This is a genomic window from Pseudomonas sp. BN415 (assembly GCF_029871195.1).
In the GTDB taxonomy this organism is placed as follows: domain Bacteria; phylum Pseudomonadota; class Gammaproteobacteria; order Pseudomonadales; family Pseudomonadaceae; genus Metapseudomonas; species Metapseudomonas resinovorans.
Genome location: NZ_SSOK01000028.1, coordinates 102,242 through 120,223 on the forward strand (window position 1 = coordinate 102,242; position 17,982 = coordinate 120,223).

A 17,982-nucleotide genomic window follows, 5' to 3' on the forward strand; every position below is an offset into this window, starting at 1 on the left:
CTCCGGAGGGCTTACCGGTGAGCCAGCCTCTGACCAGCCGCTTCGCCGTCAGTGCCGAAGAGCATCGCTTGCGGCAGATTGTCGATAACAGCAGTGCGGTGATCTACGTGAAGGACCTCGACGGCCGCCTGGTCCTGGTCAACCGGGCCTTCGAGCGGTTGTTCAAGGTCCGCGCGGAGCGTGTGCTGGGGCATACCGACCACGATTTCTTTCCCAGGGAAATGGCCGATGTGCTGCGCGCCAACGACGTGCGTGTGGCCCAGCTCGGCCATGAGCTGGAGTTCGAGGAACAGGTGCCCATGGGCGGCGGTATCCGCACCTATCTGTCGAACAAATTCCCTCTCTTCGATGGTGAAGGGCGTGTCAGCGCCATCTGTGGCATTTCCACTGATATCAGCTCACGCAAGAGCCTGGAAGAGGTGCTGCGGTTTGTTGCGCTGGGGGTTTCGGCCGCCACTGGCAACGAAGTGTTCGAGGCCATTGCCCGCTACATGGTGCGCTCCCTGAATGCCGACTTTGCCTTTGTCAGTCGCATCAGCGACCAGGGGCCGCAATGCCTCACCACGCTGGCGCTCTACTACGAAGGACGCTTGCACCAGAACGCTACCTATGACCTGAAGGGGACGCCTTGTGCCGAAGTATTCGGTCGCAGTTTCCACTTCGTGCCTCGCGACCTGCGCTGTTCCTACCCCAGTGACGAAGTGCTGGCCGCTTTCGGTGTCGACAGTTATGCCGGCTACCCGCTCTTTGCCAGTGATGGCCGGCCGCTGGGCCTGATTGCCGCTGGCCGGCTGGGGACGATGAGCGATCGTGACAGGGTGGAGTCCGTGCTGCGGATTTTCTCGGTGCGGGCCGCCGCGGAAATCGAGCGGCTGGAAGCGGAAGCCAGCTACCGGGCGATTTTCAACAACTCCGAAGACGCCATCTTCGTCCACGACATCGAGAGTGGCGCCCTGGTGGACGTCAATCCCAAGGCCTGTCGCGCCTATGGCTACAGCTACGAGGAAATGCTCAAGCTGGACATCGATGCCTTCAGCGCCGGCTACGCCCCGTACACCGGCAAGGACGCGGCGGGTTACCTGGCCCGCGCCGCGGCCGGCGAGGTGCAGCGCTTCGAATGGCATCGACGCAATCGCGACGCAAGCCTGCACTGGGATGAAGTGCTGCTGAAGCGTGTCACCATTGGCGGCGTTGACCGCATCCTGGGCATCACCCGCGAGATTACCCAGCGCAAGGAGGCCGAGCAGGCCCTGCGCGCCAGCGAGCTGCAGTACCGGGCCATCACCAACACTGCCCTGGACTGCTTCATCAGCATGGACGAGGCCGGGCGCGTGCTGGCCTTCAACCCGGCGGCCGAGCAGTGCTTTGGCATCAGTCGTGAGCAGGCGCTGGGGCATTCGCTACTGAAGTTGATCATCCCGCCGCGTTTCCGCGATGCCTACGAACATGCACTGGAGCACTACGTGCAGACCGGCCATGGCGCATTCCTCGGCAAGCGCATGGAGGTGGTGGCGCAGCGCGCCGATGGCCAAGAGTTTGCCGCCGAGCTGGCCCTGACCCAGGTCCCGGGTGATGAGGGGCCGCGCTTTATCTGTTATTTGCGCGACATCACCGAACGTACCCAGGCTGAAGAGGAACGTGCCCGCTTGGAGCAGCAGCTACGTCAGGCTCAGCGCATGGAGGCCATCGGGCACCTGACGGGCGGCATTGCCCACGATTTCAACAACTTGCTGACCAGCATGCTGGGCTACACGGTGATGGCCCAGGAGCTGGCGGAGCAGGACAGTGATGAACGCCTGTGCAAGTACCTGTCGCGGGTTCAGCGCTCGGCGGAGAAGGCTCGCGACCTGATCCAGCAGATGCTCACCTTCAGCCGGGGCAGCCGCGGCAAACCGCAGGTGGTGGCGCTGGACTTGCTGCTGGGGGACTTTATCCGCCTGGTGGAGTCCACCCTGCCGGCCACGGTCGAGCTGGAGGTGCAGCTGGGCCACGACTTGCCCCGCGTACTGGCCGATCCTGTGCAGCTGGAGCAGGTGCTGATGAATCTCTGCATCAATGCCCGCGACGCCATGGGCAGCGTCGGGCAGTTGCGGGTGGGTCTGGCACAGCAGGAACTGGCGGGCGTCTGTGCCTCGTGCCAGCAGCGGATCGCGGGACACTTCGTGGCGCTTACCGTCAGCGACAGTGGGCCGGGGATCGATCCGGCGCTGCGGGCACAGATATTCGAGCCGTTCTTCTCTACCAAGGCCAGCGGTCAGGGCAGTGGCATGGGCCTCTCCATGGTGCACGGCATCGTCCATGAGTATGGCGGCCATATTCATCTGGACAGCGCGCCGGGGCAGGGTGCCACCTTCCGTGTGCTGATGCCGGCCCATGGCCCGGCGTCGAACGCGGACGCTGCAGTCGCACCGGCCGCCGAGCGCCCACAATTGCGTTCCGCCTTGCAGGGGCGGGTAGCCGTGGTGGACGACGACGCTACGGTAGCCGAGTTCATGGGCGAACTGCTGGAGGGCTGGGGGTTGGAGTCCGGCATCTTCTGCGATGCGGAGCAGGCCAGCCTGCTGCTCTGTGCCGACCCTTACGCCTGGGACTTCATCATTCTCGACCAGAGCATGCCGCGTCTCTCTGGCCTGCAACTGGCGCGGCGCCTCCTGGCGTCTCGCGCCGACCTGCCCATCGTGCTTTACACCGGTTTCAGCGACTCCCTGCTGGAGAGCGAGGTGCAGCAGCAGGGCGTCAAGGCACTGTTGACCAAACCCCTGAACCAGCAGCGCCTGCACCAACTGTTGCAGGCCTGGCTGGGCAGTCCGAGGAGCGGATACAAAGCCGAAACAAACTGAGCGCTGCCAGCCATAGGGCTGATACAGGACGGGACGAAGCTGGTGTCCAAGGCGGGGCGATTCCGCCGACCAGAACCCGAGGCAGGAGCGCATCATGTTCACTTACTTCAAGCGCAGTTCGATTTTCTTCTACGGCCTGATCAGCTACCTGATCTTCCTGGCCACCTTCGTCTATTCCATCGGCTTCATCGCCAACCTGCCGTTCGCGCCGCGAACCCTGGATGGTGAGCCGCGCCTGCCGTTCTGGATCGCCCTTGGAATCGATGTGGTGCTGCTGGCCATCTTCTCCGTACAGCACAGCCTGATGGCCCGCCCGGCCTTCAAGGCCTGGTGGACGCAGTGGATACCACCGGCGGCTGAGCGCAGCACCTATGTTCTGTTTTCCAGTCTCGCGCTGATCCTGCTGTACAGCTACTGGCAACCCCTGGGCGGTGAAATCTGGAACATCGAAAACCGTTCGGGCCGCCTGGTGATGGGCGCGATCTTCGGCTTCGGTTGGGCGCTGGTGCTCTACGCCACCCTCCTGATCAACCACTTCGATCTGTTCGGCCTGCGCCAGGTCTGGCTGAACCTGCTGGGCAAGCCCTACACCGAGTTGGAATTCAAGACTCCGGGCGCCTACAAGCTGGTGCGCCATCCGCTCTACCTGGGCTGGTTCCTGTGCTTCTGGGCCACTCCGACCATGAGCGCGGCCCATCTGCTGTTCGCGGTGCTGACCAGCATCTACATCCTGGCGGCCATTCAGCTGGAAGAACGCGACCTGCTGCGGGCGCACCCTGAATACGCCGACTATCGGCGCCAGGTGCCCATGCTGCTGCCGCGTATGGGTGGCCGGGACAAAGCTGAACACGGTCGCGAAGCGGCCTGAACCGCAGAAAACAGAAAGGGCGCCAATGGCGCCCTTTCTTCGTTGCGAAACAGCCGTCAGCCGTTGAAGCGGCGCAGCACCAGGGTGGCGTTGGTGCCACCGAAGCCGAAGCTGTTCGACATCACGGTGTCGACCTTGGCGTTCTCGCGGGTCTCGCGCAGGATCGGCAGGTCAGCGACTTCCGGATCCAGTTCGTCGATGTTGGCTGAACCGGCCATGAACTTGCCTTCCATCATCAGCAGGCAGTAGATGGCTTCCTGTACGCCGGCGGCGCCCAGGGAGTGGCCGGACAGGCTCTTGGTGGAGCTGATGGCCGGGGCCTTGTCGCCGAACACTGCGCGCACGCCGCGGATTTCCGCCACGTCGCCTACCGGAGTGGAGGTGCCATGGGTGTTCAGGTAGTCGATCGGGGTGTCGACGGTGGACAGCGCCAGCTGCATGCAGCGGATGGCGCCTTCGCCGCTCGGGGCGACCATGTCGTAGCCGTCAGAGGTCGCGCCGTAGCCGACGATTTCGGCGTAGATCTTGGCGCCACGCTTGAGCGCGTGCTCCAGTTCCTCGACCACCACCATGCCACCGCCACCGGCGATGACGAAGCCGTCACGCTTGGCGTCGTAGGCGCGGGAGGCCTTCTCCGGGGTTTCGTTGTACTGGGTGGAGAGGGCGCCCATGGCGTCGAACAGGCAGCTCTGGCTCCAATGTTCTTCTTCACCGCCGCCAGCGAAGACCATGTCTTGCTTGCCCAGTTGGATCTGCTCCATGGCCTGGCCAATGCAGTGTGCGCTGGTGGCGCAGGCCGAGGAGATGGAGAAGTTCACGCCCTTGATCTGGAAGGGGGTGGCCAGGCAGGCAGATACGGTGCTGCCCATGGTGCGGGTCACACGGTATGGGCCAATACGCTTGACGCCCTTTTCACGCAGGGTGTCGATGGCTTCCATCTGGTTGACGGTCGAAGCGCCGCCGGAGCCGGCGATCAGGCCAACGCGCGGGTTGGAGATCTGCTCTGCGCTCAGGCCGGCGTCTTCGATGGCCTGCTGCATGGCCAGGTAGGCGTAGGCAGCGGCATCGCCCATGAAACGGAAGATCTTGCGATCGATCAGCTCTTCCAGGTTCAGGTTGACGGAGCCGGACACCTGGCTGCGCAAACCCATCTCCGCATAGGAGGGGTTATGGCGAATGCCGGCACGGCCGGCGCGCAGGTTGTCGGAGACGGTGGCTTTGTCATTGCCCAGGCAGGAAACGATGCCCAGGCCAGTGATCACGACGCGACGCATGCGGATGTCCTTCAGAAGCTGTCGGTAGAGGTGAACAGGCCGACGCGCAGGCCTTCGGCGCTGTAGATCTCGCGGCCATCGACGGCAACGGTGCCGTCGGCGATGCCGAGGATCAGCGAACGATTAATAGTGCGCTTGATATGGATGTTGTAGGTGATCTTTTTCGCGGACGGCAGGACCTGGCCGAAGAACTTGACTTCGCCGGAGCCGAGGGCGCGGCCGCGGCCAGGATTGCCCTGCCAGCCGAGGTAGAAGCCGACCAACTGCCACATGGCATCGAGGCCGAGGCAGCCGGGCATGACCGGATCGCCCTCGAAGTGACAGGCGAAGAACCACAGGTCAGGATTGATATCGAGCTCGGCGACGATCTCGCCTTTGCCGTACTTCCCGCCGGTCTCGCTGATATGCACGATGCGGTCGATCATCAGCATGTTGGGGGCGGGCAGTTGCGCATTACCAGGGCCGAACAGCTCGCCGCGACTGCAGCGCAGCAGGTCTTCCCGGGAATAGGCGTTTTGTTTGGTCATGCGAGCTCCTCAATGGTCCCCGTGTGGCACAGGGCTTTGCATTCATCCTTCTGCCATGGCCGTTGTAGGGGGGCAGTTGGCAGACTAGTCATAGACTGTTGCGTTGCGGTGAAAGTCACAGAGTGGCGAGCACAGTCGTTCACCTGAGTGACCTTGACCCGCCCAAAGGGCGCGACAGGGGCATCCCGCTCGCAAAGCGTGGTGCACTTTAACATCCCGGAAGACTCGACGAATGTCTGGAAACAGCATCAATCGTTTCAGTCCGACGGTTTGCTCAGCCAGCGCTGCATCACCCGCAGCAGGTCGGCGCGCTTGAAGGGCTTGGCCAGGTAGTCATTCATGCCGGCGGCCAGACAGGCCTCGCGGTCGCCCTGCAGGGCGTTGGCGGTGAGGGCGATAATCGGCAGCGTTGCGCCGCCATTCATCTGGCGAATCTGGCGCGTGGCTTCATAGCCATCCAGCACCGGCAGGCGGCAGTCCATGAGAATAGCGGCATAGTGGTGGCGTGACGTCTGGTGTACGGCTTGCGCACCGTCGCCCACCAGGCTCACCTGGTAGCCGAGGCTGCGCAGCATGGCCTCTATCACGGTCTGGTTCACCGGGTTGTCCTCCACCAGCAGCACGTGCTGACCGCTGCCTTCACTGGGGGCGTGTGCCTGATTGGTGAGCGTTTCGGCTCCCTCGGGACGGAAAGGCAGGGGAATTTCCAGCGTGAAGACCGAGCCCGAACCTTCATGACTTTCAGCCCGCAGCGTGCCACCCATGCGTTCGGCCAGGGTGCGGGCGATGGGCAGGCCAAGGCCGGTGCCGCCATAGCGGCGGGAGATCGAGTGATCGGCTTGCTGGAACGCATCGAACATATGCTCCAGACGGTCGGGGGGGATGCCGATTCCGCTGTCGTGCACGGCACAGGTGAGCCAGAGCACTTCGCTGTCTAGCGCCTGCCAGCGGGTTACGACCTTGATGCCACCTTCTTCGGTGAATTTCAGGGCATTGCCTACCAGATTGACCAGGATCTGCCGTAGACGCGTCGGGTCGCCCTGCGCCTCGACCCGCTCCAGGCCGCCCTGGGTGTCCAGCGTCAGGACTAATCCGCGCTGCTGGGCACTGTGCTGGAACACTTGCACCGAACCTAGGATCAGGTCCAGCAAGTTGAAGGGAATGCGTTCCAGCTCCAGGGCGCCGCGTTCGATGCGAGAGAAGTCGAGGATATCGTTGATCACCTTGAGCAGGTGCTCGGTGGACTCGGTGGCCAGCGCCGCGTACTCCGTCTGTTCCTCGGTCATCTCCGTGGTTTCCAGCAGCTGGAGCATGCCCAGCACGCCATTCATGGGGGTGCGCAGTTCGTGACTCATCATCGCCAGGAAGTCGGATTTGGCCCTGTTTGCCATTTCTGCTTCCTCGCGTGCCTTGATCAGCTGACCCATTGCCTGCTGCTGTTCGCGACTGGCCTGTTCCAGGCCGCTGGCGAGGTTGTTGATGTGGCGGCCGAGGTCGCCCAGTTCACTGTCGTCTACCACGGGGAGGCTGGCGTCGTAGTTGCCGTCCTGGATGGCCTTGACCGCGTCGCCCATCGCGCTGATGGGTTGCGACAGGCGAGTGGCCAGGCGGCGCGCGAGCAGGAAGGTGAGGAGAAGGGCCATGAACGCGAGCACAGTGGCCTTGAGGAGGATCTCCTGCTGGCGGCTGCTGAAGGCGTCGTTGGACATGCCCACGACTACGCGGCCCAGGTAGTTGCCGTCGTTGCTGCGGCTGTCTCCCCTGGCCAGGGTGCGCTGCGCCTGCAGGTGCATCTGCTGCTGGACGATGGGCGCGTGGAAAACCTCCACTTGCGCGCCGCTCTTCTCGATGCGGTCCTGCTGCTCCAGGTAGACCAGGATATTGTCGGCGCGGTCGCGCACTTCGAGAAAACGCACATGGGGCGTGCCCAGGCTGGCCTGGAGCAAGCCTTCCAACACCTCCAGGTTGCCGGTGACCACGCCGTACTCCGCTGCTGGTGCGAGCTGGCTGGCGATCAACTGGCCAGTGTGGTTCAGCTCCTGGCGCAGGTCCTGCAGACGGGCGAAGGTGAAAAATCCGGTGAGCAGCAAGGTCAGTAGCAGTGCCGGGCCGAGGCTGATCAGTTGGGTGCGGGTGTGGATGTCCCAGCGATGCCGCAAGGTCATAGGCGCGGCTCTCCTTCAGCGGCGGGAGAGTTCGGCGATCGGGGGGAGGGTAGGCACATCTTCCTTTTGCCTCGGTGCGGGGGCGTCCGTGAGGTGAATCTATGTTGGAACTTTAGTCTTGTTATGCCCCAATGCTGGGGGATTTTTTGATACGCGGCGGTTGCTGGGGCGCGAATGCGGCAACCTTGACGTCAGAGAACTGCGGCATCTTAACCGAGGATGATCGCTTTGCCAGCGCGATGGCTCTGGATTGACGCTGGCCGGTAGACGGCGCCTCCGTATAATGCGTGGATTCGCCATCCCTTTGGCCTACATGGACCCGTTATGACTGAACAGCAACCCGTCGCGGTGCTCGGCGGCGGCAGCTTCGGCACCGCCATCGCCAACCTGCTGGCCGAGAATGGCCAGCGCGTGCGCCATTGGATGCGCGACCCCGAACAGGCCGAGGCGATCCGAACCCTGCGGGAGAACCCACGCTACCTCAAGGGTGTGAAGATCCACCCCGGCGTCGAGCCGGATACCGATCTGCCCGCCGTGCTTGCCGATTGCGAGCTGGTTTTCGTTGCCGTGCCGTCCAGTGCATTGCGACCGGTGCTGGAGCCGGTGTCCGGGCAACTGACCGGCAAGCTTCTGGTCAGCACCACCAAGGGCATCGAGGCGAAAAGCTTCAAGCTGATGAGCCAGATTCTCGAAGAAGTGGCACCGGATGCGCGCATTGGCGTGATTTCCGGCCCCAACCTGGCCAAGGAAATCGCCGACCACGCGCTGACTGCCACGGTGGTTGCCAGCGAGGATGCCGAGCTCTGCCAACGGGTACAGTCCGCCCTGCATGGCCGTACCTTCCGCGTCTACGCCAGCCAGGACCGCTTCGGTGTCGAGCTGGGCGGTGCGCTGAAAAACGTCTACGCCATCATCGCCGGCATGGCTGCCGCCCTGGATATGGGCGAGAACACCAAGAGCATGCTGATCACCCGCGCCCTGGCGGAGATGACCCGCTTTGCCGTCAAGCTTGGCGCCAACCCCATGACCTTCCTGGGCCTGGCCGGTGTGGGCGACCTGATCGTCACCTGTTCCTCCCCCAAGAGCCGCAACTACCAAGTGGGTTACGCCCTGGGCGAGGGCCTGTCCCTGGAAGACGCGGTTTCACGTCTGGGCGAGGTGGCCGAGGGCGTCAACACCCTCAAGGTTCTCAAGAGTCGTTCCGAGGAGCTGCAGGTCTACATGCCGCTAGTCGCGGGGCTGCATGCCATACTTTTCGAAGGACGTACGTTGGCCCAGGTGATCGAGCTGCTGATGCGCGGCGAGCCCAAGACCGACGTAGACTTCATTCCAACCACCGGCTTTTGATTCACACTTTCGGACAAGGAGATTCCCCATGAATGAAGAGCGCGAAGACCTGCAGCGCGAGCACATCCTGCTGCGCGTCCTGTGGATGCTGATCTTCGTCATCGTCTGGCAACTGGCTGAAATCGTGCTGGGTGCCGTGGTCCTGCTGCAACTGGGCTACCGCGCCTTCTACGGTGCACCCAACGCCGGCCTGCTGTCGTTCGGCGACAGCCTGAGCCAGTACCTGGCTCAGATTGGCCGTTTCGGCACCTTCAACACCGAGGAGAAACCCTGGCCCTTCGCCGATTGGCCCGAGGCTCGTGCTGCCGAAGGCGAGGCGCCCCATGCGGTGCCGCCAGCTGCTCACCCGGTGCGCGACGAAGAGCCCAAGCTGTGAGGCTCTGGCTGCTGCGCCATGGCGAGGCTGAACCCCGCGCCCGGACCGATGCCGAGCGCGAGCTGACGCGCCACGGTCGCAAGGACGTGCTGCACAGTGCCGCCCAACTCGCCGGGCAGCCGCTGGGCGCCATTTTGGCCAGCCCTTATGTGCGGGCGCAGCAGACCGCTGAACTGGTTCGTGATGCCCTGGCCTTCAGCGGTGCCGTTGGCACTGCGCCCTGGCTGACCCCGGACAGCGACCCGCGAGAGGCGCTCGACTTCCTCGCCGAACGCAGCGAGCAGGACCTGTTGCTGGTCACCCATAATCCCTTCGTCAGCGAACTGGCCGGTCTGCTGATCCACGGCCATCGCCAGGAGCCGCTGCCCATGGGCACTGCCAGTCTGGCCGAGTTGGAGGGTGACCTGCTGGTCCCCGGTCTCATGTCCCTGCGCGCCGTCCATCACGTTCGCCATCACTGACGATTCGCAACATTTCTTAACTTGCGCCTCCTCCCAGGTGCGTGGAATAGTCGACCAAGCAAGTGCTTGGTTGTCCCCTAAAAAAAGAACAAAGGAGGAGGCCCTGTGGCTGATGCAGTCCGTTTGCCGCTTGAAATGTTTTTCGAGCGTGAAGCCCGTCACCCGAATACGTGCTACCTGGTCCAGCCGCTTGGCGGCGGACGGATCGAGGAGCTGACCTGGGCCGATGTGGGCGAGCAGGCCCGTCGGGCCGCCAGCTGGCTGCGGGGGCGCGACCTGCCCCAGGGCAGCCGTATCGCAATCATTTCCAAGAATTGTGCCCACTGGATCGTTGCCGACCTCGCCATCTGGATGGCTGGCCACGTTTCCGTTCCCCTCTATCCCAACCTCACCGCCGAGTCGGTGCACCAGGTGCTGGAGCATTCCGAGTCGGCCCTTGCATTCATCGGCAAGCTCGATGACTGGGCAGCCATGGCCAGCGGTGTGCCCCAGGGCGTGCCGACCATCGCACTGCCAATTCACCCGGCGGGTGAGTTCGACTTCAGCTGGGCCGACCTGCAGGCCGTCAACCCAATCCAGGACAGCCCCAAGGGCGCCCCGGATCAGCTCGCCACCATCATCTATACCTCCGGGACCACCGGTACGCCCAAGGGCGTCATGCACAATTTCAGCAACTTCGCCTTCGCTGCCGGCCATGGCGTGGAACTGTTCCAGACCGGAGAGGACGACCGTTTGCTGTCCTACCTGCCGCTGTGCCACGTGGCTGAGCGGATGTTCGTGGAGATGGGGTCGCTCTACGCCGGGCAGACGGTGTTCTTCGCCGAGAGTCTGGAAACCTTCCTCGATGACCTGCGCCGTGCCCGTCCCACCGCGATCTTTGGTGTGCCGCGTATCTGGACCAAGTTCCAGATGGGCGTCTATTCGAAGATGCCGGCGGCAAAGCTCGATCGCCTGCTCCGGCTGCCTGTCATCGGTCGCATCGTCGGCCGCAAGGTGTTGGCTGGCCTCGGCCTGGATGCCGTGCGCAATGCCCTATGCGGCGCCGCGCCAGTGCCCGGTGCGCTGCTGAACTGGTACAAGCGCCTCGGCCTGGAGGTCGCGGAGGTGTATGGCATGACCGAGAACTGCGGTTATTCCCACCTGTGCCTCAAGGGTCGGCACAAGCCCGGCTGGATCGGCCAGAACAGCCCCGGCGTGGAGGTCCGGATCAGTGAGGAGGGCGAAGTGCAGGTGCGCAGCGGCGCCACCATGCAGGGTTACTACAAGGACCCGGAACGCACGGCCGAGACCATCACCGAAGACGGCTTCCTGCGTACCGGCGACAAGGGCGAGCAGGACGCCGACGGCAACCTGCGCCTGACCGGTCGCATCAAGGAAATCTTCAAGACCAGCAAGGGCAAGTACGTGGCGCCGGCGCCCATCGAAAATCGCCTCGCCGTGCATCCGCGCATCGAACAGGTCTGCGTGGTGGGTGATGGCCTGCCCCAGCCCATGGCCCTCTGCGTGCTGTCCGATGTTGGTCGGCAGGAGGCGGCGAACAGTGCCCGCGCCGAGCTGGAAGTCAGCCTGCGCAACCTGCTGGAGGAGGTCAACGGCGACCTCGACAAGCACGAACGCCTGCAGGGGCTGGTGCTGGTCAAGGAAGTCTGGGCGGTGGACAACGGCTTCCTCACCCCGACGCTGAAGATCAAACGAAACATGGTGGAAGATGCCTACGGCAAGCGCTTCCCAGAATGGCTCGAACGCCAGGAAGCGGTTGTCTGGCACGAATGATCCAGCCGGGCCGGGACGCTTCGTCCCGGCCTCCCACAAGGAGTGACCCCATGGGCCTGTGGCGACAAATCCCCGATCTCGCTCACCTCAACGAAACCCTGACGAACACCATTGGCGAAGGCCTGGACATCCGCTTCGAGGCCTTCGACGAAGAATCGCTGACCGCCAGCATGGTGGTCGACCCGCGCACCCATCAACCCTACGGCCTGCTTCACGGCGGCGCCTCAGTGGTGCTGGCGGAAACCCTGGGCTCCACCGCCAGTTACCTGTGCATCGATACCGCGCGTTTCTACTGCGTGGGGCTGGAGGTCAACGCCAACCACCTGCGAGGCCTGCGTAGTGGCCGCGTCACGGCTGTCGCCCGCCCGGTGCACCTGGGCCGGACAACCCATGTCTGGGACATCCGGCTCTCGGGCGAAGACGGCAAACCCAGCTGCATTTCCCGTCTGACCATGGCTATCGTGCCCCTCGGCGCCGAGCCGCCGCGGCGCGGCTGACATGTAGGAGCGAGCTTGCTCGCGAAAGATCGTGCTCGGGCTGTTCGCGAGCAAGCTCGCTCCTACAGAACTTCAGGCTTCATGCTGCTAATCGGTGCATTTCAATCGTCACAGCTACAACGGTGGATCACGCTTCACCGATCCCCCATCGGAGCATGGGCGGGCATCGGACGGTGGAAATGAAAAGCGATTTCCACCCTACGGCACTCGGGACCAATCCTTCCGCAATTTTGTCCAAGAAGCGCACGGCGTCGCGGAGTAAAGTGACGCCCATGGACCAGACCAACCACATCCCCAGCTGCCTGCCGGGCGTCCGCCTGATCGACGCCCAGTACCAGCACTTCGCCTTTCCCCGGCACTTCCATCTGGAGTACCACCTGGGGCTGGTGGTGCGTGGTCGGCAACGCTACCTGCACCAGGGTGAAAGCCATCAGGCCGACACCGGGGACGTGCTGTTGATGGCGCCGGAGCAGATCCACGATGGTGCCGGAGTCGATGGCCAGAGCTATCAGATCCGCGTGCTGGCTTTCGACCCGCAATGGCTGGACGACGCCAGCCGCAGTCTGAGTGATGAGCGCCAGGGCGCGCCGCGTCTGACCACCAGTATTCTTCGCGACGCCACACTGCGTGGACAGTTGCAAGCGTTGCACGGTGCGCTAGCCCAGGGCTCGCGGCTGGAGCAGGAAAGCCAGCTCTGGCCGACCCTGGCCAACCTGCTGGGGCAGGGTTCCACGCTACGCATCCGTGAGCCGGAGCATGGCTTCGATGCCCGCACCTGGGCGCGCTTGCGGGAGTGGCTGGAGTCGCGTCTCGATGCACCGCCCTCGCTGGAGGAGCTGGCCGCGTTCTGCGGCCTCAGCCCCTGGCAGGCGTTGCGCCGCTTCAACCGCCAATGCGGACTGCCGCCTCACCAGTGGCTGACGCAGTTGCGCCTGGAGCGCGCCCTGCCAAGGGTGCTGCGCGGCGAGGTTCTGAGCGAAGTGGCGCTGGACCTGGGCTTCTACGACCAGGCGCACTTCTCGCGGCTGTTCCGCCGCACCTACGGCGTGCCGCCGGCCAAGCTGCGCAACCGCTGATCTGTCATCACCGCTGAATCCTCACGATCCTGGAGAACATCCATGCAGGAGACTTCCGTCTTGCTGTCGCTGGCGGCCGTGTTCGCCGTCGCCCTGGTCAGTCCCGGCCCCGATGTCGCGCTAGTCGTTCGCACCGCCGTGCATCAAGGGCGTCGAGCCGGGCTAATCAGCGCACTGGGCCTGGCCTGCGGCATCCTCGTTCACGGTACCCTGGTGCTGACCGGCGTGGCGCTGTTGCTCAGTCGTTCGCCGCTGCTGTTCGATCTGCTGCAACTGCTCGGCGCCAGCTACCTCGGCTGGCTCGGCGTCGGTGCCGTGCGCAGCTGGTTCCAGCGCGGGGAGGGCGCCAATGGGCAACTGGCCAGTGCGCTGCCGCCCTCGGCCCTGGGGCCCTGGCTGCGCGGGCTGGCCACCAACTTGTTCAATCCGAAGGCGTTGGTGTTCTTTCTCGCGCTGCTATCTGGGCTGATTCCGGCGGATATGTCCGTTGCCGGCAAGCTCGGTGCCGCCGGCATCCTTTTCGGCATGGGGCTGGCCTGGTTCAGCGTGCTGGGCCTGGCGTTGACCCGTGGCAGCGCCCAGCAGCGCCTTCTGCGCGTCGCGCCGGCCATCGATCTGGCCTGCGGGCTGGTGTTCCTGCTGGTGGCGTTGGCCATAGTCGGGCGGCTGTTGGCACCGGGGTTATGGCAGTAGCGCCATCATCACTGGCGGTTACAGTCATTGCCGCGTGAACGAGGCTGCCGGAGAATCCTCCGCATTCCCCGACGAGCTGGACGCCATGTCGCACACTATCTTCTTCGCCCACGCCAACGGCTTTCCTTCGGCCACCTACGGCAAGCTCTTCGCCGCCCTGGCCCCGGACTACCGCGTCGAACACCTGGAACAGCACGGGCACGACCCGCGTTTCCCGGTGAACGACAATTGGGAGAATCTAGTGGGCGAATTGATCCACCACCTGGAAAGACGCAGCGATCCGGTCTGGGGCCTGGGTCATTCGCTCGGCGGCGTGCTGCACTACCATGCCGCGCTCCTTCGGCCCGACCTCTATCGCGGCGTGGTGATGCTGGACTCCCCGGTATTGACCCTTGCCGATCGCATCGTCATCCGTGCGGCCAAGCGCTTTGGCTTTATCGACCGCATCACCCCGGCCGGCCGCACCCTGGGCCGTCGCGAGGAGTTCGGTGACTTCAACGAGGCCCGTGATTACTTTGCCGGCAAGACCCTGTTCCGCCGTTTCGACCCCGAGTGCCTGGACGCCTATGTCCAGCATGGACTGGCACGCCAGGGCGAAAGCCTGCGGCTGAAATTCGACGCCGCCACGGAAATCAGCATCTACCGCAGCGTGCCGCACCGCACGCCGGGCCGTCCGCAGCAGCTCAAGGTGCCTTTGGCGCTGGTGCGCGGACGCCACAGCAAAGTGGTGTTGCCGCACCATGCGCGGTTGTTGAAGCGGGTACCGCAAGGGGAATACCTGTTGCTGCCCGGTGGGCATATGTTCCCTCTGGAACGCCCGCAGGAAACCGCCGAGCTACTCAAGTCCGTATTCGGCCGCTGGGACGGCCGCCGTCAGGAGGCCAGCGCATGACTGCCCAGGTCGAAGAAATCCGCCTCAACCTGCCCCACATCGAACTGGCGGCGCACCTCTACGGGCCCGAAGACGGCCAGCCGGTGATAGCCCTGCACGGCTGGCTGGACAACGCCAACAGCTTCGCCCGCTTGGCGCCGCGCTTGCCGGGGCTGCGCATCGTCGCCCTCGACTTCGCCGGCCACGGACTATCCGCCCACCGCGCACCGGGGGCCAGCTACCTGCTGTGGGACTATGCCGCTGATGTGCTGCTGGTGGCCGAGCAACTGGGCTGGGAGCGGTTTTCCCTGCTCGGCCACTCCATGGGCGCTATCGTCTCGGTGATGCTGGCCGGTGCCATGCCCGACAGGGTCGAGCGCCTGGCCCTGATCGATGGCTTGATGCCCTACACCGGCGAGGCCGAGCAGGCGCCGACCAAGCTGGGTGAGGCGCTGCGCGCGCAACTGGCGCTGGTGGGCAAGCGCAAGCCGGTCTACGCCGCTATCGACCGAGCCGTCGAGGCGCGCATGCGTGGCACTGGAGGGGTCAGCCGCGAGGCCGCTGAACTGCTTGCCGAGCGCGGCCTGATGCCGGTGCCTGGAGGCTACACCTGGCGCACCGACAGCCGACTCACCCTGCCGTCGCCGCTTCGCCTGACCCGTGCCCATGCGCTGGCCTTTGCCCACGCGGTGAAGTGCCCCTCCATGCTGGTGCTGGCGGAGGAAGGGCTGCTGCATATGGAGCCCAAGTTCGCCGGCCTGCTGGAGGGGTTGCCATTCGACGTGCATCGCTTGCCTGGCAAACATCACCTGCACCTGGATGACGAGGCCGGTGCCCAGGCGGTAGCAGACTGTTTCAATCCCTTCTTCGCGATTCCTTGACTTGAACCTGCCAACCGGGAAGGCTGGCGGTTTTTGATCAGCGAGCAGCGGGATGGTCGAAACCGTTGTGCGGCGCGGCTCAATCCGTGGCAATCGGCAGGAAAAGGCCCGAAAGCTGGTCCAGACTGCTCACTCCAGGAACTATCGATAAGGACGCGCATGCGCCTCACCCTTCTTGCCGGCTTGCTGCTGGCAGCATCCGCTCAGGCTGCTGATCCGCCTGGCAGCCACGACCTGGCAGCGCTGCCGCGCTTCCCCCACGCCGAAATCGTCGATTTCCAGGAGCGTCCGGACCAGGAGCGGGTCTTCCCGCAAAGCTCCATCCGCCGCATCAGCAACAGGTTGCGCATGGAGCGCAAGGTTGAAGTAGAAGGGCGGCAGACCTCGGTGACGTATCGCCTCCCCGCCGGCCACAGTTCGGCCGACGCCTTCGACCGCGCCCGAAAGGACCTGCTGGCCAATGGTGCCGAGCTGCTCTACTGGTGCCAGGGACGCGACTGCGGCTCCAGCAGCCTCTGGGCCAATTCAATCTTTGGAAACGCAAAACTGTATGGCCCTGATGAGCAACAGGCCTACCTGCTGCTGCGTCTGGCCGAACCGCACCAGGACAGCCTTCTGGCCCTCTACAGCATCACCCGGGGCAACCGCCGGGCCTACCTGTATGCCGAGCAACTGGATGCCGGCACGCCCCTGGGCGAACTGCTGCCCACACCCGATACCCTGATGCGTGAGCTCAAAAGCAGTGGCGAGCTGCACCTGGCGCGCCTACCAAGCGAGCCGTCGGTCGCCTGGGCCACACTGCTGGGGCGCTGCCTCAACCTCGACAGCACCTTGCGCATCAGCCTGGCCGGCGCGGGTGCAGAGGCCTGGCGCGAAGCGCTGGTGGGGCAGGGCGTGCGTGCTGCTCGGCTGGAACTGGGCGAAGGCAAGGACCCTGGCCTGCACCTGAACCTTCTGCGCTGAGAAACGGTCAGGATCAGTCTCTATGCTTGTGCTTGCCGGTCACGCAATGCGGTCTGGCAGGCACGGTCTTTCTTATCTGCTCGCCGGAGTGATTCAGGGATGCTGAACAACGATCGCCTATTGGTGCAGATACTCCTGCTGACCTTGCTCGGCGCCTGCCTCTGGGTGCTGGCGCCCTTTGTCTCGGCGCTGTTCTGGGCTGCCGTGCTGGCCTTTGCCAGCTGGCCGCTGATGCGCCTGCTGTGCAACCTGATGAAGGGCCACGAAACCGCCGCCGCGGGTGTGCTCACGGTGGGATGGATGGTGCTGGTGGCATTGCCCCTGGCCTGGCTGCTGGGCAATTTGGCCGAGCATGTGCGCGACGCCACCGAACTGGTGAAGAATGTGCAAATGGAAGGGTTGCCGCCGCCGCCGGATTGGCTGCTGGAGATCCCCCTGGTGGGTGAGCGTCTGGTGCGAGTCTGGCATTCCATCGATGCCCAGGGAGCGGCATTTTTCGCCAGTCTCAAGCCTTATATGGGGCAGGCCGGCAACTGGATACTGGCGCGTAGCGCGCAGATCGGTGGCGGCATCGTCGAGCTGGTGCTTAGCCTGGTGCTGGTGTTCTTCTTCTATCGCGATGGCCCGCGCATGGCCTTGTTCGTCGAACGTGGCCTGGAGCGGTTGATTGGCGACCGTGCCGAGCATTACCTGGCACTGGTGGCCGGCACTGTTCAGCGGGTGGTCAACGGCGTGATCGGTACGGCCGCAGCCCAGGCCGTGCTGGCGCTGATCGGCTTCTGGATTGTCGGCGTTCCCGGTGCGCTCGTGCTGGCTATCGTCACCTTCGCCCTCAGCCTTATCCCCATGGGGCCACCACTGGTGTGGGGGCCGGTCACCGCCTGGCTGGTCTGGCATGGCGATTATGGTTACGCCATATTCCTCGGTATCTGGGGCATGTTCGTCATCAGCGGCGTGGACAACGTGCTGAAGCCCTATCTCATCAGCCGGGGCGGCAATCTCCCGCTGGTGGTGGTACTGCTCGGGGTATTCGGCGGCATTCTTGCTTTCGGCTTCATGGGGCTGTTCCTCGGTCCCACCCTGCTGGCGGTGGCCTACAGCCTGATCTCGGACTGGATCGGCGATGCGCAGCCGCAGGTGGTGGTTCCGCCGACGACCAAGGTGCAGGAGGATCAGCCGTCCTGAGGGGGCGGTGGCCATGAGTCATCGGCTCTGCCTGTGACGATCGAACATCCCTGATGTACAGGATGAAGCCGGATTGTCAGTAGCCCGGCTGCATCCGCGATGTTCCCTGGTAGGGAGCCATGGTCAAGTCCACGTTCTACGAACGTGGGTGTTTACTCGGCAGGGGAAACCCAGTTGTCCCATGG

16 protein-coding genes are annotated in these 17,982 nt (G+C 64.2%); 13 read left to right on the plus strand and 3 right to left on the minus strand.

Going from position 1 to position 17,982, the window contains the following annotated elements; translation table 11 throughout:
- The first annotated feature begins 17 nt into the window (after window positions 1–17).
- Window positions 18–2,840 (plus strand): PAS domain S-box protein, encoded by a 2,823-nt coding sequence (locus E8F20_RS08030; protein ID WP_280283285.1) that lies wholly within the window; start codon window positions 18–20, stop codon window positions 2,838–2,840.
- Between the two features lie 94 nt (window positions 2,841–2,934).
- Window positions 2,935–3,708 carry a methanethiol S-methyltransferase gene (mddA, locus tag E8F20_RS08035; RefSeq protein WP_280283286.1) on the plus strand — a complete coding sequence of 258 codons (774 nt, stop codon included), beginning with the start codon at window positions 2,935–2,937 and terminating at the stop codon, window positions 3,706–3,708.
- 56 nt (window positions 3,709–3,764) lie between these two features.
- Here mddA and fabB read toward each other — a convergent pair whose 3' ends face one another.
- From fabB to E8F20_RS08050, 3 genes are all read right to left on the minus strand, one after another.
- Window positions 3,765–4,982: a beta-ketoacyl-ACP synthase I gene (fabB, locus tag E8F20_RS08040; RefSeq protein ID WP_280283287.1), complete on the minus strand. Its 1,218-nt coding sequence runs from the start codon at window positions 4,980–4,982 to the stop codon at window positions 3,765–3,767.
- 11 nt (window positions 4,983–4,993) lie between these two features.
- Window positions 4,994–5,509 (minus strand): 3-hydroxyacyl-[acyl-carrier-protein] dehydratase FabA, encoded by a 516-nt coding sequence (fabA, locus tag E8F20_RS08045; RefSeq protein WP_028629409.1) that lies wholly within the window; start codon window positions 5,507–5,509, stop codon window positions 4,994–4,996.
- A gap of 257 nt (window positions 5,510–5,766) precedes the next feature.
- The gene (locus E8F20_RS08050; RefSeq protein WP_280283288.1) at window positions 5,767–7,674 is read right to left on the minus strand and encodes an ATP-binding protein; all 1,908 of its coding nucleotides are present in this window, start codon (window positions 7,672–7,674) and stop codon (window positions 5,767–5,769) included.
- A 324-nt stretch (window positions 7,675–7,998) separates the two neighbouring features.
- Between E8F20_RS08050 and E8F20_RS08055 the strand changes: the two genes are divergently transcribed.
- The 11 genes from E8F20_RS08055 to E8F20_RS08105 all read left to right on the plus strand — a co-directional run bounded on the left by E8F20_RS08055 (window position 7,999) and on the right by E8F20_RS08105 (window position 17,797).
- Window positions 7,999–9,021, plus strand: a complete 1,023-nt coding sequence (locus tag E8F20_RS08055; RefSeq protein ID WP_280283289.1) for an NAD(P)H-dependent glycerol-3-phosphate dehydrogenase — start codon at window positions 7,999–8,001, stop codon at window positions 9,019–9,021.
- A 28-nt stretch (window positions 9,022–9,049) separates the two neighbouring features.
- On the plus strand, window positions 9,050–9,397 hold the full coding sequence (locus E8F20_RS08060) for a DUF4389 domain-containing protein (RefSeq protein ID WP_280283290.1): 348 nt from the start codon (window positions 9,050–9,052) through the stop codon (window positions 9,395–9,397).
- Window positions 9,394–9,858 (plus strand): phosphohistidine phosphatase SixA, encoded by a 465-nt coding sequence (gene sixA, locus E8F20_RS08065; RefSeq protein ID WP_280283291.1) that lies wholly within the window; start codon window positions 9,394–9,396, stop codon window positions 9,856–9,858. Before E8F20_RS08060 ends, sixA begins: the two co-directional genes overlap by 4 nt.
- Window positions 9,859–9,963: 105 nt before the next feature.
- On the plus strand, window positions 9,964–11,631 hold the full coding sequence (locus E8F20_RS08070; protein WP_280283292.1) for an AMP-binding protein: 1,668 nt from the start codon (window positions 9,964–9,966) through the stop codon (window positions 11,629–11,631).
- A gap of 50 nt (window positions 11,632–11,681) precedes the next feature.
- Entirely contained in the window at window positions 11,682–12,128 is a 447-nt protein-coding gene (locus E8F20_RS08075; protein WP_280283293.1) for a hotdog fold thioesterase, read from the plus strand.
- 272 nt (window positions 12,129–12,400) lie between these two features.
- Complete coding sequence (locus tag E8F20_RS08080) at window positions 12,401–13,204, plus strand: AraC family transcriptional regulator (RefSeq protein WP_280283294.1); 804 nt, start codon at window positions 12,401–12,403, stop codon at window positions 13,202–13,204.
- A 42-nt stretch (window positions 13,205–13,246) separates the two neighbouring features.
- Window positions 13,247–13,897, plus strand: coding sequence for a LysE family translocator (locus E8F20_RS08085; RefSeq protein ID WP_280283295.1), 651 nt, complete (start codon window positions 13,247–13,249; stop codon window positions 13,895–13,897).
- Window positions 13,898–13,982: 85 nt separating this feature from the next.
- Window positions 13,983–14,789, plus strand: coding sequence for an alpha/beta hydrolase (locus E8F20_RS08090; protein ID WP_280283296.1), 807 nt, complete (start codon window positions 13,983–13,985; stop codon window positions 14,787–14,789).
- On the plus strand, window positions 14,786–15,649 hold the full coding sequence (locus E8F20_RS08095) for an alpha/beta fold hydrolase (RefSeq protein WP_280283297.1): 864 nt from the start codon (window positions 14,786–14,788) through the stop codon (window positions 15,647–15,649). The genes E8F20_RS08090 and E8F20_RS08095 overlap by 4 nt, the downstream gene beginning before the upstream one ends.
- 159 nt (window positions 15,650–15,808) lie before the next feature.
- On the plus strand, window positions 15,809–16,612 hold the full coding sequence (locus tag E8F20_RS08100) for a DUF4892 domain-containing protein (RefSeq protein WP_280283298.1): 804 nt from the start codon (window positions 15,809–15,811) through the stop codon (window positions 16,610–16,612).
- 99 nt (window positions 16,613–16,711) lie between these two features.
- A complete protein-coding gene (locus E8F20_RS08105) occupies window positions 16,712–17,797 on the plus strand; it encodes an AI-2E family transporter (protein ID WP_280283299.1) in 1,086 nt (361 codons plus the stop codon).
- The last annotated feature ends 185 nt before the right edge of the window (window positions 17,798–17,982 follow it).

Excerpts from the sequence above, each read along its gene's own strand:
- E8F20_RS08095 (WP_280283297.1), top strand. The coding sequence starts at position 14,786 with ATGACTGCCCAGGTCGAAGAAATCCGCCTCAACCTGCCCCACATCGAA.
- E8F20_RS08075 (WP_280283293.1), top strand. The coding sequence starts at position 11,682 with ATGGGCCTGTGGCGACAAATCCCCGATCTCGCTCACCTCAACGAAACC.
- E8F20_RS08105 (WP_280283299.1), top strand. The coding sequence starts at position 16,712 with ATGCTGAACAACGATCGCCTATTGGTGCAGATACTCCTGCTGACCTTG.
- E8F20_RS08100 (WP_280283298.1), top strand. The coding sequence starts at position 15,809 with ATGCGCCTCACCCTTCTTGCCGGCTTGCTGCTGGCAGCATCCGCTCAG.
- E8F20_RS08055 (WP_280283289.1), top strand. The coding sequence starts at position 7,999 with ATGACTGAACAGCAACCCGTCGCGGTGCTCGGCGGCGGCAGCTTCGGC.
- fabA (WP_028629409.1), bottom strand. The coding sequence starts at position 5,509 with ATGACCAAACAAAACGCCTATTCCCGGGAAGACCTGCTGCGCTGCAGT.
- E8F20_RS08085 (WP_280283295.1), top strand. The coding sequence starts at position 13,247 with ATGCAGGAGACTTCCGTCTTGCTGTCGCTGGCGGCCGTGTTCGCCGTC.
- E8F20_RS08050 (WP_280283288.1), bottom strand. The coding sequence starts at position 7,674 with ATGACCTTGCGGCATCGCTGGGACATCCACACCCGCACCCAACTGATC.
- E8F20_RS08060 (WP_280283290.1), top strand. The coding sequence starts at position 9,050 with ATGAATGAAGAGCGCGAAGACCTGCAGCGCGAGCACATCCTGCTGCGC.
- E8F20_RS08080 (WP_280283294.1), top strand. The coding sequence starts at position 12,401 with ATGGACCAGACCAACCACATCCCCAGCTGCCTGCCGGGCGTCCGCCTG.
- mddA (WP_280283286.1), top strand. The coding sequence starts at position 2,935 with ATGTTCACTTACTTCAAGCGCAGTTCGATTTTCTTCTACGGCCTGATC.
- E8F20_RS08090 (WP_280283296.1), top strand. The coding sequence starts at position 13,983 with ATGTCGCACACTATCTTCTTCGCCCACGCCAACGGCTTTCCTTCGGCC.
- fabB (WP_280283287.1), bottom strand. The coding sequence starts at position 4,982 with ATGCGTCGCGTCGTGATCACTGGCCTGGGCATCGTTTCCTGCCTGGGC.